12 protein-coding genes are annotated in these 14,291 nt (G+C 44.1%); 6 read left to right on the forward strand and 6 right to left on the reverse strand.

The window, feature by feature from the left end; genetic code table 11:
- Positions 1 to 127: 127 nt before the first annotated feature.
- Together H4W00_RS06545 and H4W00_RS06550 are read right to left on the reverse strand one after the other, a co-directional pair.
- Positions 128 to 715: a DUF1131 family protein gene (locus tag H4W00_RS06545; protein ID WP_209956778.1), complete on the reverse strand. Its 588-nt coding sequence runs from the start codon at positions 713 to 715 to the stop codon at positions 128 to 130.
- Between the two features lie 112 nt (positions 716 to 827).
- Positions 828 to 1,655, reverse strand: coding sequence for an IclR family transcriptional regulator (locus H4W00_RS06550; protein WP_209956779.1), 828 nt, complete (start codon positions 1,653 to 1,655; stop codon positions 828 to 830).
- Positions 1,656 to 1,884: 229 nt separating this feature from the next.
- On the opposite strand from H4W00_RS06550, the gene H4W00_RS06555 reads away from it, so the two are divergent.
- Positions 1,885 to 3,069 carry an acyl-CoA dehydrogenase gene (locus H4W00_RS06555; RefSeq protein WP_209956780.1) on the forward strand — a complete coding sequence of 395 codons (1,185 nt, stop codon included), beginning with the start codon at positions 1,885 to 1,887 and terminating at the stop codon, positions 3,067 to 3,069.
- Between the two features lie 258 nt (positions 3,070 to 3,327).
- A complete protein-coding gene (locus H4W00_RS06560; RefSeq protein ID WP_209956781.1) occupies positions 3,328 to 4,626 on the forward strand; it encodes a CaiB/BaiF CoA transferase family protein in 1,299 nt (432 codons plus the stop codon).
- Positions 4,627 to 4,949: 323 nt separating this feature from the next.
- Here H4W00_RS06560 and H4W00_RS06565 read toward each other — a convergent pair whose 3' ends face one another.
- Entirely contained in the window at positions 4,950 to 5,720 is a 771-nt protein-coding gene (locus H4W00_RS06565) for an IclR family transcriptional regulator (protein WP_209956782.1), read from the reverse strand.
- 335 nt (positions 5,721 to 6,055) lie between these two features.
- Here H4W00_RS06565 and H4W00_RS06570 point away from each other — a divergent pair, with 335 nt between their 5' ends.
- The 3 genes from H4W00_RS06570 (at position 6,056) to H4W00_RS06580 (ending at position 10,720) form a co-directional block, all read left to right on the forward strand.
- Entirely contained in the window at positions 6,056 to 7,534 is a 1,479-nt protein-coding gene (locus H4W00_RS06570) for an NAD-dependent succinate-semialdehyde dehydrogenase (RefSeq protein WP_209956783.1), read from the forward strand.
- A 137-nt stretch (positions 7,535 to 7,671) separates the two neighbouring features.
- Positions 7,672 to 8,943 carry a 4-aminobutyrate--2-oxoglutarate transaminase gene (gabT, locus tag H4W00_RS06575; protein ID WP_209956784.1) on the forward strand — a complete coding sequence of 424 codons (1,272 nt, stop codon included), beginning with the start codon at positions 7,672 to 7,674 and terminating at the stop codon, positions 8,941 to 8,943.
- A 334-nt stretch (positions 8,944 to 9,277) separates the two neighbouring features.
- A complete protein-coding gene (locus H4W00_RS06580) occupies positions 9,278 to 10,720 on the forward strand; it encodes an APC family permease (RefSeq protein ID WP_209956785.1) in 1,443 nt (480 codons plus the stop codon).
- A 92-nt stretch (positions 10,721 to 10,812) separates the two neighbouring features.
- Here the strand turns inward: H4W00_RS06580 and H4W00_RS06585 are convergent, their stop codons facing one another.
- On the reverse strand, positions 10,813 to 12,192 hold the full coding sequence (locus H4W00_RS06585; RefSeq protein ID WP_209956786.1) for an NAD-dependent succinate-semialdehyde dehydrogenase: 1,380 nt from the start codon (positions 12,190 to 12,192) through the stop codon (positions 10,813 to 10,815).
- A gap of 74 nt (positions 12,193 to 12,266) precedes the next feature.
- Complete coding sequence (locus H4W00_RS06590; protein ID WP_334684897.1) at positions 12,267 to 12,542, reverse strand: agmatine deiminase family protein; 276 nt, start codon at positions 12,540 to 12,542, stop codon at positions 12,267 to 12,269.
- A 122-nt stretch (positions 12,543 to 12,664) separates the two neighbouring features.
- Between H4W00_RS06590 and H4W00_RS06595 the strand changes: the two genes are divergently transcribed.
- Positions 12,665 to 12,808: a cupin domain-containing protein gene (locus tag H4W00_RS06595; protein ID WP_327192342.1), complete on the forward strand. Its 144-nt coding sequence runs from the start codon at positions 12,665 to 12,667 to the stop codon at positions 12,806 to 12,808.
- A gap of 111 nt (positions 12,809 to 12,919) precedes the next feature.
- Here the strand turns inward: H4W00_RS06595 and H4W00_RS06600 are convergent, their stop codons facing one another.
- The gene (locus tag H4W00_RS06600; protein ID WP_334684898.1) at positions 12,920 to 14,239 is read right to left on the reverse strand and encodes a glycosyltransferase; all 1,320 of its coding nucleotides are present in this window, start codon (positions 14,237 to 14,239) and stop codon (positions 12,920 to 12,922) included.
- Between the last annotated feature and the right edge of the window lie 52 nt (positions 14,240 to 14,291).

The following is a 14,291-nucleotide window of genomic DNA, read 5'->3' on the forward strand; positions in this document are numbered from 1 at the left end:
ATTCCAAAAAACGATAAGTAAAACTTTCAAACTTTAAGGAAAGACCTACGAGGGTATGTTGCTAACCATAGGTTATAGCATGCTTAGATAGCCTTAACACAGATATTTAGTGAAATTTGAGCCTAATTTACGCACAGCCTTCTTGTGACATCAATCCATCTTCGTTACCAATATTTATATTGATGACGACATCATGGTTTAAATTATATCGGGTACCGACACGCCGCCCATTTTCTATAGTCCAATAGTACATATTAATGAGTTTTTCATCAGGACCGCTAAAAGGGCTGTCGATGATTTCTGGCGTCTGGCCTTGGTGCTTAGCATAGACTTGGCTAAGACTGTCACCAACCTTAACACCAGAAGCAGATGGAATATCTGAATCATTGATAGTTATTTTGACGACTTTATCATCTATGATTAGATAATTAGCAGCCAGTATGGCTTTATTTTCGGCTGAAAAACAACGGTCAAAATTTGAGGGGGATTTGTTCAGCTTTTGCAAGTCAAAAGTATCCCCAATTTTTGTGCTACCGATGCTATCTTTAGTAAAAATATTAGGAGAAGAGATATCCATAGTGGTGCGGTCATCAACCCTAACTTTAGTATCGGTACCGGTTATAGTATCTGATGATGGCGCACAGGCTGTGAGACTAAGTAGCAGGACAGTTAGCAATCCTGTCATCTGGTATAAGCTAGAATATAAAGCCATCATTATCTGTCCTAGTTTTTAAAGCTATAGCCTTTTACTATAGATAACTCTTTATTAAAGTTAATTTGATCTTTTTTATAGTTGGAGCTGTTATCTTTCTTGTTAAGAAACCGATCTATGCTCCGCGACCAATCCTCTCAGCAAGTGCCTGTAACTTGGGTACAATCATCGCCACATAGTCTTCTGCTTCCCAGTTGGCACGGGGCACGCTAGCATTCAGTGAATAAGCATAGTGTCCAGTTGTTACATCAAAGACACCGACTGCCACTGCCAGAATATCTGTAGAAAACTCGCCATCGGACAGCGTATAGCCATGAGTCTCATAATACTGCGATGCATGAGTTAACGCCGTTTGTGCTGGTCCAAAATCTTCGACAGATAAACTTGCTTGCAGATTGGAGGTAATTGCCGCTTGTCTGGTAGATGAGCTGACGGCATAAAACGCGCGCCCTATAGCGGTTCGAGCGATCGGTACCGCTGAGCCCACTTGCAAGTTTACCGATAGACGTGCTGGACTTCGGTAACAGGCTAAATAACGCATTTCACCTTCGATTTCTTTGGCCAGATTCACCGATACTTCATTTTGTGTGGCGAATTGGCGTAATAGTGGTTCAGCAAATGCCACCACATCATGACGGCTCCACGCTTGAGCGCTCAGTTGCACTGCGCTACTGGCCAATTGATACTGTCCATGCGCCATCGTCCGCAAAAAACCAAGCGTCATCAAGGTATAGATTAGGCGAGTAACGGTCGCTTTTGGCAAAGTGGTCAGTTGGCATAACTGCTGATGGCTGAGTTGTTCATGATGTTCAAATGCAGCCAGCAATGTCAATCCGCGGCCAAGAGCCGTGACGAACTGCCGATCTTCAGCTGCCTTGCTTTGGACTAGCCTATCATTCATTTGATCTAACAGCGATACGGGTGTTGCTAGGTGTTTTGTCATTTTATAACCATATATTAGGATAAAGGTTTACAGCAGACCTGATTTCTGCTTAAATGGTTAATATTATGAAACTAAGTTTCGCATAGCAGAACAAATTATTCAAGTGAAAATATCTACAGTATTAAATATTTAAACTACTAAGCCTTTAAAGTATTAAGTCAGCGTCAAACATTCAGATAAGTCAAAATACTATTCGTCAGTCAGGATGACTGACACCAAGGAGCACAGCATGGCAAACTCTACTAGTCCACGTTTTGATTGGGAAGACCCTTTTTTATTGCGCGATCAGTTGACCGACGAAGAACGTATGGTTACTGATACTGCTCACCAGTTTTTTCAAAAAGAATTAATGCCGGGCATCATTGAAGCCAACCGTAATGAGCATTTTGATCGCAATATTATGCGTCAAATGGGTGAAATGGGCTTGCTGGGCGTCACGATTGACGGCTATGGCTGTGCTGGCTTGTCGAGTGTTGCCTACGGTCTGCTCGCCAAAGAAGTGGAAGCGGTTGATTCAGGCTATCGCTCAGCAATGAGTGTGCAATCAAGTTTGGTTATGCATCCAATATATGAATATGGTACTGAAGAGCAAAGAGAAAAATATTTGCCTAAACTGGCGACTGGCGAATACGTGGGCTGCTTTGGTCTGACTGAACCGGACTCAGGCTCAGATCCATCATCGATGTCAACGCGCGCCCGCAAAGTCGCTGGCGGCTATGAGGTGACCGGTAACAAAATGTGGATCACCAACAGTCCGATCGCCGATGTATTTGTGGTTTGGGCGAAAGATGATGAAGGTTTGATTCGTGGCTTTATTTTAGACAAAGGTATGAAAGGCTTATCTGCTCCCAAAATTGAAGGTAAATTCTCGTTACGTGCCTCAGTTACTGGTGAGATTGTCATGGACAAAGTATTCGTCCCTGAAGCCAATGCCTTTCCAGATATTCGCGGCCTTAAAGGTCCCTTTGGTTGCTTAAATAAAGCCCGTTATGGCATTGCTTGGGGCACGATGGGCGCGGCTGATTTCTGTTGGAAGGCTTCGCGCCAGTACACCCTTGATCGTATTCAATTTGGACGTCCGCTAGCGGCCACCCAATTGGTACAGTTAAAACTTGCCAATATGCAAACTGAAATCACCTTTGGTCTACAAGCGGCGCTACGTGTCGGACGCTTGATGGATGAAGATAACGCTGCACCTGAAATGATTTCGATGATCAAACGTAATAACTGTGGCAAGGCGCTAGATATTGCTCGGGTTGCCCGTGACATGCATGGTGGTAACGGTATCTCTGATGAGTATCATATTATTCGCCACGTGATGAATTTAGAAGCGGTCAACACTTATGAAGGCACACACGATATCCATGCTCTTATCCTAGGCCGTGCTCAAACAGGCATCCAAGCATTTTATTAATTTATATTTTGCATAAGGTGTTTTGCATAAGGTATTTTGTATGAGTGTTTAGCAGTGTTTAAATTACTGCCAATCACCAACTACTAGCGTACGTCACTGTTTAGCTGTTCATTCAGCACTTAGCATTCAGTAACGTACGTTTTTTTGTGGTTCATTATTAAAACTTATATAAATAACTAAAGCCCCCAGTACAAAAGCATAATAAAACAGGTTGAGAAACTGACTAGAGGGTAAAGGACGACTAAATAAGGGAATATTATGACCATAATATCGCCGCAGACTGAGCAACAGCAGCCTAGCAGTAATACTAATAATGATTCTAATAGCAATAAAGATAATAGTAGTAACGACGCTAATAATAAGCAAGCGGCACGAGGTGCATTGCACGGTATCAAGGTGCTGGACTTATCTAGAGTGTTGGCCGGGCCATCGTGTACTCAGATTTTGGCTGATTTGGGGGCAGAAGTGATTAAGGTTGAACGTCCACGTATCGGTGATGAGACCCGACATTGGGCGCCGCCAGCTTTTAGCGATGATACCTCAGCATACTATGCCACCATCAACCGCAATAAAAAATCACTCACTGTTGATATAACCACTCCAGCGGGACAGACCATTATTAAAAAAATCGCCGCTGATAGCGATATTGTGGTGGAAAACTTTAAAGTCGGGGGTCTGCAAAAATACGGTTTGGATTACGACAGTCTTAAACAGACCAATCCGCAACTGATTTATGCCTCTCTTACTGGTTTTGGACTGACAGGACCTGATGCCAAGCGACCCGGTTATGACTATATTATTCAAGGCTTATCAGGCTTGATGAGTATCACTGGGCCTAGCGATGGTGAGCCGTATAAGGTCGGGGTCGCAGTGGTAGATTTGTTTGCCGGACTGCAGCTCACTATCGGCATACAAGCGGCGCTGTTAGCACGGCAACATACTGGACGTGGACAGCAAGTTGATGTGGCGTTATTTGATAGTGCATTGGCGCTGCTGGCCAATGTTGGTATGAATCATTTAGCCTCAGGCGAGGTGCCACCAAGATTGGGCAATCAACATCCCAATATTGTCCCTTATCAAGTGTTCTTGGCTGCGGGCGAGCAACATTTTATTTTGGCTTGTGGTAATGATCAACAGTTTGCCAAGCTTTGTCAGGTCTTAGATGTCAATTGGCAGCAGGACAGCCGTTTTACTACCAATCCTGCGCGGGTCGTCAATCGTGAGTTGCTATGCGGCTGGCTAGTGGATAAGTTTGCACAACAGTCGCGTGCACATTGGTTAGAGGTTTTGCAGCAAGTAGGCATTCCGAGTGGTGCGATTCATAATGTCTCTGAAGCCTTAGCCATGCCGCAAACACAGGCTCGAGAAATGGTGATTGATTTTACGGCACAAGGCAGCCCAGTCAGAGCATTAGGCAACCCCATCAAACTATCTGAATCACCTGTCACGTACCGATCGCCACCGCCGAGTCTGAGCGAACATACCGATAGCACGCTCGCAGCGCTTGGTTACGATAGTGAGATGATCGCTAAGCTAAAAGCGGACGGTATTGTTTAAGCGTTTATGAGCTATAGTCAAAATACCTTAAAAACACTAGGGTACTGCTGGTATAAGCTTTTTGCAGCCTCTGTCTGCGTAGGCACAGCAAGCAAGAAAAACGTATGCCAGCAGTAGGTTATGTATCGATATTACTTTTCATTGACTATAAGAATACTAAATGTATAACCCTTGAATATATAGCGCTGTCCCGTCCCAAAATAAAGTGAGGGTTTAGAAGTTTAGGAATTAGAAAAAGCCAGATATGGTTAGTATCTGGCTTTTTCTTTGGGTTACGTCTATCGATTGCGAATTGTTTTAAAGTGATTTTCCATAAGACGATATTATGCTAAGCGGACAGGCGTAAACCCTAAACGCTGTTCCATTTGTTCCGCTAACTCAATCAATACAGCGCTGACTTCATCGCGCTTAGACTCGTACTCTGCTTGTAAAAAACTCACGGCCATACCTGCAGTGGCTTTCCCCGAGGCATTACGAATATAAGTACCTAAGCAGTACATGCCATCGCGCAGTTGACCGTCATCAAGTGAGATACGACTGCTATGAATAGCTGCCAGCTCAGTGGAGAGGGTGTCAAAATTGTCTACACCATTGGGTGTGAGTGGCTCGGGGAAGTTATCTTCATACAATGATTTGATGGTGTGCATAGATAAAGTTGAAAGCATTGCTTTGCCTGTTGCTGAAAATACTGCAGGCACGCGCACACCTGAGCGGAAAGTAAAGCCTAACGGAGCAGGGGATTCGTGACAAGCCAAGAATACCACTTCTCCCAAGTCTAGCTTGGATAAGGTAACCGTATGCTGAAGCAGAATAGGATATTGTACAATAAGCTCCTTAAACAACTGTATGACCCCTTGTCGCTGCTCATATTCACCCGCCCAATAAAGCAAGTATGAGCCCAAATGAAAGCGACTGTCCCCGTCTTTGTAAATGACATGCTTGGTCAGTAGACTTTGCAGTATGTTATGAGTTGAGCTACGAGCAAGCCCCAACTGTTTGGCGATATGGGCGGCAGTTAATGGCTGCGGACTGGCAGTTATTAAGTCCAAAATCTGGAAGGTTTTTTCTAATGCTGGCACGGCAGTCGTAGTCATATGTCGCCTATAAATGTGAAGAAAAATAACAAGGTAAGTAAGAATCAAGCTAAAGCGCTAATAAAAATAGTAATAAGGGTTGCAAAGTACGTCACATCATTCTTATAATGATGTCTCATATAGAGAATTATTATTCAGCATACTGAACTAAGAGTATATTAAACAAGTTGTCGATTATCAATAAGTATTTGTGCACAACAGTCTATTTATAATAGTTTAATGAGGACAATGTTCACTGTTTCATTAATATTCGTTTTATCTATAGCCAATTTTTCGCCACTTACTTCATCAATAATTATAAGTAAGCGCCCAGCTTACTAACAAGGAACGTCACTATGTCAACAACTACGTCAACAACCACATTAAAATTAGCCAATCCAGACTTACTCAAACATCAATGCCTGATTAAAGGCAGTTGGCATGATGCTAGTGATGCCACCACTCTCGATGTGACTAATCCATTCAACGGCGAGATTATCGGTACTGTTCCAAGCCTAACTGATCAAGACATCAATGACGCCGTCGCTCATTCTCATGAAGCACAGGTAACATGGGCGGCAAAAACTGCTCAAGAGCGTTCGGTGCTATTACAGAAGTGGGCTGATCTTATTGATGACAATAAAGAAGATTTAGCTATCTTAATGACTGCTGAGCAAGGTAAACCATTGGGTGAATCACGCGGCGAGATTGGCTACGCCAATAGCTTCATCCGCTGGTTCGCTGAAGAAGGTAAGCGGGTCTATGGTGATGTGATTCCGTCTGCCAAATCGCAGCTACGCTATGTCGTTCTAAAGCAGCCAGTAGGCGTTTGTGCGGCTATTACCCCTTGGAACTTTCCGGCAGCAATGATCACTCGCAAAGCGGCTCCGGCACTGGCTGCTGGTTGCACCATGATTATCAAACCTGCCACTGCTACCCCATTTTCTGCTTTAGCACTCGGCGTATTGGCTGAGCAAGCGGGTATTCCTGCTGGCGTTATCCAAGTCGTCACCGGTAAATCTTCGGTCATCGGCGATATTTTAACCGGTGATGCTCGCATTCAAAAACTATCATTTACTGGCTCTACTGAAGTGGGTCGCACCTTGATGGCACAATGCGCGCCAACCATCAAAAAACTGTCATTAGAGTTAGGTGGTAATGCTCCTTTCATCGTATTTGACGATGCCGATTTAGAAAAAGCGGCTGATGGCTTAATCGCCTCCAAGTATCGCAATGCTGGTCAGACTTGCGTCTGTGCCAACCGCGTCTACGTACAAGCCAGTATCAAAGACAAGTTCCTAGAGATTTTTGTCAAAAAAGTAGAAGCACTTAAAGTCGGTAATGGTATGACTGAAGGCGTTGATATTGGTCCTTTAATCAATAAAGATGCGTTAGAAAAAGTTCAGGCACTTCTAAAAGACGCGCTTGATAAAGGGGCGACATTAGTAACCGGCGGCGACACCAATGAGGCTTCTGAGTTGAGCTTTAATCCCACCGTTATTACTGATATTAGTACGGATATGGATATCGCTAGCGAAGAAATTTTTGGTCCTATCGCCTCCATATTTGTCTTTGAGACCGAAGAAGAAGCTATACGCGCCGCTAATGATACGATTTATGGTTTGGCAGCTTATTTTTATAGCAGCGACTTTGCGCGCGCATGGCGGGTCACTGAAGGCCTAGAATACGGTATGGTTGGTCATAATACTGGCATGATCTCAACTGAAGTTGCGCCATTTGGTGGCGTTAAACAATCAGGTTTTGGCCGTGAAGGCTCAAAATATGGTCTAGAAGAATATGTTGTCACCAAATACTGGTGCTCTGATATCAGCTAGTCTTGCTCATTTAGCCCAGTAATCAACTTAGTTTAAGGTGCTAAAAGATAGGATTATTTCTATCGTTTAGCACCTATTACATAAACCGCTATTAACGACATAGCGCTTACTTTAAATATAAAGAAAAGGACGTTCTCATGACTACGACTAAAATTACCAATCAATCTTTGCTTGAGCGCCGTAAAGCGGTTTTACCGACCGGACTTGGTGTGGCGTTTCCTATATTTGCTGCCAAAGCAAAAAACTCGGAAATTTGGGATGTAGAAGGCAATCGTTATATTGACTTTGTTGGCGGTATCTCAGTGCTTAATACCGGTCATAGCCATCCAAAAATCACTCAGCGTGTGCATGAGCAACTAGATAAATTCACTCATACTGCCGCGCAAATGATCAATTATGAATGCTATGTTGAGCTCGCTGAAAAGCTTTGTGCAGCCGTGCCTATTAGTGGTGACAAAAAAGCTTTCTTTTTAACCACTGGTGCTGAAGCGGTCGAAAACGCAGTCAAAATCTCTCGTGCTAAAACTGGTCGTCCAGGGGTTATATCCTTTGTTGGCGGCTGGCACGGTCGTACATTATTGTGTATGAGCTTGACCGGTAAGGTTATTCCGTACAAAAAAGATTTTGGTCCAATGCCAGGTCCTGTGTTTCATGCGCTATTTCCTGCTGAAGAGCTCAATGTTACTGAGGCGCAAGCGCTACATAGCCTTGAGATGATCTTCCAGGCCTCAATTGATCCGAGTGAAGTAGCAGCGATGATTATTGAGCCGGTACAAGGCGAGGGCGGCTTCCATCAAGTTACGCCATCATTTGCCAAAGCGTTACGCGCTATCTGTGATGAGCACGGCATCGTGTTGATCTTTGATGAAGTGCAGTGCGGTTTTGCTAGAACCGGTACCTTATTCGCTACTGAACAACTGGGTGTTGAGCCTGACCTAATGACTAGCGCTAAGAGTTTGGCTGGTGGTTATCCGATATCTGCGGTTATCGGTCGCGCTGACATCATGAACGCCCCGCAAATAGGTGGGTTGGGCGGTACTTATGCGGGTAACCCACTCGCTTGTGTAGCGGCTTTAGCAGTAATAGAAGTTATCGAAGAAGAAAACTTACTTGAGCGCAGTATTGAGATTGGCGACAAAATCGAGTCATTCTTAAAAGACTTAAATCTTAGCAGCATCGGTCACATCCGCCATAAAGGTGCCATGCTGGCTTTTGAATTAATTGACAGTGACGGTCAGCCAGATGCTGATGCCACTGCTAATCTAAAGCAGAAGTGCTTTGAGCAGGGTTTGTTGTTAGCATCTTGTGGTATGCATAGCAACGCCATTCGTGTCATGGTGCCACTGACTGTTGAAGACGAAATACTTCAAGAAGGCCTCGATATTATTGGTACGTTATTGCAGGCCTAATTTTTATAAACGGTCTGAGCTCAGTTAATAAGTAATAATTGTAACTTAACAGTAAGGCTCTGATTTTAAATTTAAGTATCGTAACGGCGCCTTGCACGACAAGACGCCGTTGTTGTCTGTGGTATTAGACGATAACCAAAGTAATCGTGCAAACCAACACAACAGGCAAATAAACAGAAATTGATAGATACGGAAAGATAACGATGATGGGCTATGCCCGAACAAACAAGCATGTAGCCAGATAAGCATTAAACCAGATAAGTATGATTGTGAATATTTATCTGGCTGAAGTGTCAAGGATGGACATGGATGACACACGAACAAGGAGTAAGTTATGTCTGGATTAAAAAAATCGTTGGGGACATTTGATATTATTGCTCTAGCGTTTGGTGCGATGGTAGGTTGGGGCTGGGTAGTATTGGCTGGTGGCTGGATTATTGCTGCTGGAACTTGGGGCGCGATGTTAGCGTTCCTCTTAGGTGGTCTGGCAGTAATTTTGATCGGCGTCACTTATGCTGAGCTGGCCGCATCTATGCCCATTACGGGCGGTGAGCACACTTACACCCATAGGGCGTTAGGTGTCAACGTCTCCTTTATTTGCTCATGGAGTATTCTGTTCGGTTACTTCTCCGTAGTGGCTTTCGAAGCGGTGGCGCTACCGACAGTAGTCGAATATTTTATCCCTAACTATAACCAAGGTTATCTATGGACCATCGCAGGCTGGGATGTCTATGCCACTTGGGTTGGGGTTGGGATGCTAGGGTCAGTGATTGTCACTTGGCTAAACATTCGTGGTATGGAAGTCAGTGCTTGGTTCCAAAAAACAGCAGTAGTTGGTATATTTTTGGTGGGTATATTACTGTTTATTGGTGCTGCACTATATAATCCTGCTACCTCAACTGCGGTACAATCACCAGCGTTTATTGGCGGTGCAGCTGGGGTAATGGCAGTTATTGTCATGGTACCCTTTTTGTTTGTAGGCTTCGATGTAATTCCGCAAGCCGCTGAAGAGATCGATTTGACCCGTCCTAATATTGGTAAGTTTTTGATCATCTCAATAGTCATCGCAGTACTTTGGTATATCGCAGTCGCTTGGAGTGTTGGCACGACGTTACCACTGATACAAGCAGAAGGTTCAACCTTAGCGACCGCTGATGCGATGACCAATGCTTGGAGCGGTAAGTGGGCGGGTGTTTTACTGGTGATCGGAGGGGTACTGGGTATTTTATCCAGTTGGAATGCCTTCTTAATTGGTGGTAGTCGTCTGCTGTATGCGATGTCCAAAGCCCGTATGTTACCGGCGTTTTTGAGTAAATTACATCCTAAGTACAATACGCCAGCCAACGCTATTTTACTCATTGGTGGTTTGGCGACCCTAGCACCATTATTTGGCCGCAAAATGCTGGTTTGGATTGTAGATGCCGGTGGCTTTGGTATTGTCATAGCTTATACTTGTGTGGCTATCTCTTTCTTAGTATTACGCTACCGCGAGCCTGATATGGTACGTCCGTTTAGAATACCAGCAGGTAAGCTCGTAGGTGTAGTCACTATCATTCTAAGCATTGGTCTATTGACCTTGTATATGCCAGGGATGCCTTCGGCGCTTATCGGCATTGAGTGGTGGATCTTCCTCGGCTGGACTGTACTGGGGATTTCTTTATATGGCTATGCAAGAATCAAGTATCCAGGTACAAGCGAAGCTATCATGGCAGAAGAGCTACGTGAGTTAAAAATCGTCAATCAGCTGTGGTTAAAAGAAAATCCACCTAAAAAGTAAACCTATTTTAGGAGGAGACAGTGCAATAAAAAAAGCCTAGCGTTGAGACGCTAGGCTTTTTTTATTGCAGTAAGAAGAATAAAACCTTGAATCTATGCGCTGGTTCTATCGCGAATCAGCTTATAGTTTAGGAACTCAGTGATGCCAAGCGTACCAAGCTCGCGACCAAATCCTGAACGTTTAACGCCGCCAAACGGGATATTGGCTTCGCTACCAGAAGGTGTATTGATATAGACCATACCTACTTCTAACTGCTCAGCAATCTCTGCTGCCAATGCCGAATCTTGAGTTTGGATAGAAGCGCCAAGACCGAAAGGCACGTCATTAGCAATCTTGATAGCGTGCGCGACATCATGGGCTTTATAGATGACGGCAACAGGACCGAATAGCTCCTGACGATAGACATCCATTGAGTCATTGACATCGGCAAGTACTGCTGGCGCAAACCAAGCGCCAGGCTTATCTTTGACTATGCCGCCTTCAACTAGAACCGTAGCGCCAGCCTGTATCGCACCATCTAACTGCTTTTGCAGATTAACGGCAGCACTCTTTGATGACATCGGTCCAATAAAAGTATCTTCATTTAAGGGATCAGATAAAGTCATAGCTCGGACCGCATCGGTAAAGCCTTGTACAAACTTGTCATAGACAGCTTCAACGACAATTAAGCGCTTAGCAGCATTACAAGCTTGTCCTGTATTACCAAAACGACCTGTGATGGCGTCTGCTACTGCCTTCTCTATATCAGCATCTGCTGCGACAATAAAGGGGTCTGAGCCGCCTAGTTCCAAAACAACTTTTTTGAGGGCGCTGCCTGCTTCTTTAGCGACGGCTGCACCAGCGCGCTCAGAACCTGTTAGTGACACACCCTGAACTCTACTATCTTGGATAATTGTTGCTGCTTGCTCATTGGTGGCGAAAATATTGTTATAGACACCATCGGGTAAGCCGGCGTCTTTTAAAATCTCGACAATAACTTCTGCCGTCTTAGGGCACTGAGGAGCATGCTTTAAAATAATGGTATTGCCCGCCATAAAGTTTGGTGCGACGAAACGCGCTACCTGATAGTGGGGGAAATTCCATGGCATAATACCTAGCAATGCGCCGACTGGGAATTTCTCTACACTGGCTGAGCCTTGATCCACTTTAATCTCATCCGTTGCCAATAGCTGCTCGGCATTATCCGCATAGTAGCGATAGATATTAGCGACTAGACCGAGCTCTCCTTTACCTTGGGCGACGGGTTTGCCCATTTCTGTAGTGATCATATCCGCCAGCTCATCTTGACGCTCAGTATAAATATCAGCAATTTTATGTAGTATTGCACTGCGCTCGCCGAGGGGCACTTGACGCCAGTCTTGAAAAGCATCGTCCGCTTTTTTGATCGCCTGCTGGATGTCTTGTTCATTCGCAGTAGGATAGGTGGCTTCAACTTCGCCAGTTGCTGGGTTGGTTACTTGATATTCGCTCATAAAAGTTCCTTGGGTTCAAAATCCGTTTTTGGTTATGTTTAAAAAGCTAATTGTAGAACACATAAATCTTGTTACTATGCGTTGACCGCTGGCTGCTGCTGAGTAATACAATCAACATTTCCGCCGCCAAATACAATCTCTTTAGTACGTACTCCAACTACCTGATGCCTAGGAAAGATTTTTTCAAGCTGCTGAATGGCTAAGTCATTATTTACATCATTATATTGCGGCACAATAATACCGTTGTTACAGATTAAAAAGTTGGCATAAGAGGCTATACAGACATCATTAGGATGATAAGCCCTATAGTCAATGAAAAGTAATATCGATACATAACGTACTGCTGGCATACGTTTTTCTTGCTTGCTGTGCCTACGCAGACAGAGGCTACAAAAAGCTTATACCAGCAGTACCGTCGCGTTTTTAAGGTGTTTTAACTATAGGGTGTTTAAAAGATTTTATTGAAGGAAAAATTTTAATCCGCATTGATGAGATCACGTATCTATTAAATGAGGGCGACAGTTATGTCATTAATACCCACAATCCTCATACTTTTATCAATCCTAGTAATGCTATAACACGTATTATTAGTGCGCACACGCCAGCGACTTATTAAGTCAAAATAAGTCAAAACACAGTACGGTTAATGGGAAGTGATATTTTTAATTGATCCTACCAAAATAGGCAACAAGCTTCTTCTGTTAATAACCGTTGTTGTTAGCGTCTGCTATAAGCTTTCTTTGTTGATCGGTTCTGAAGCAGTAATTAGTTCAGACTTTTCTTTTACAGTTGGCGTTGTATTCTTTATAACGGCTTTACCCGCGAGTTCATTAACAGGTTTAGTCAGCTTTTTGGCTATAGGTTTAAGGCGCTTTGTGAGCTTACGTGAAGAGTAGGTCGCGGTCCGAATGTTCTCTTCAGCGAGCGACTCATCATGTAACCCTTGATATACCGCAAGGGTCTCTTTAATCATTTCACGCATGGTAAATTTATTGGTCATCTCAGGTCGAGTAACGCTTTCTAACTGATTTCTCACGGCCTTACATAACGCTTGAGCGTTATATTTTTTGACCAATCCTTGCGGATATAATGGCTGTAGAATCTCGCTGAATGCAGCTTGATCCCAGCCAATGACTGGTGTACCCAGGTGAATCGCTTGTAAGGCGTTAATGCCGATAGACTCAGGCTCGTTGGCAAGTGCCATGACGATATTAGCTGCAGATAGCCATTCGCGCATGTCGTTACGCTTGCTACCGACATAGGTAATACGCTCAGCAAGGTTGAGGGCAGTGGTACGCTGGCGGAAGTCTTCGTGAGCCACATCGCCATCTCGATGATCTTCATCCATAACGATAACGTGAATATTAGGAAATTGTTCTTGAAGATTACCTAAGATATCAATGAGCCATTCTTGACCGTATTCATTACCGATGACAGTCGGAAATACCAGCCATTTTTTGTGCTCAAGCTCAGGATATTCAGCAAAAGTATGTCGCAGCCAATAGACTGATGGATTGTGCCGGTAAGGATAACGGCGGGTATCGATACCGCGGTAGATACGTTTGATCATCTTTGGGTCAACATCTTCAAGGCGTAGCCCTTTTTTTAGATAATTGGTGACACTATCAGATACCGTGATAATGGTATCGACATCGAGTAGCGCTTGTGAGTATTTATTAATGGGATAAAAGCCATACATGGTCGAGACCAGTTTTGGTGGCCGCTTAACTCGGGCACGCCGTAGTGCTAAATGCAGTATCCAGGCTGGCGTTCGAGAATGTATATGAATGACGTCAGGGTTATATTGCTCAATGAGACGGCGTAGCGGCGCAATTTGTAGCAGGGACAACCAAGACTTTTTATTCATATATAACTGATGATATAGGTTGCCATCGCGCTCTAGGCGTCTAACCAAATCATTATCATCATCGGCACTAGAGATAATAATTGAAGTATGGTCATTTTTGACCAATGCGCGCCCAAGATGAAAGATACCGCGTTCGGATTCATCATGTTTCAAAGACGATAATAAGCGCATCACTTTCATAATAGCGGTCGGCACCCGTTAGGTAATAAGTGGCTATTGTCAGGTAAAAAGC

It is taken from the genome of Psychrobacter sp. PL19 (genome assembly GCF_017875835.1).
Classification (GTDB): domain Bacteria; phylum Pseudomonadota; class Gammaproteobacteria; order Pseudomonadales; family Moraxellaceae; genus Psychrobacter.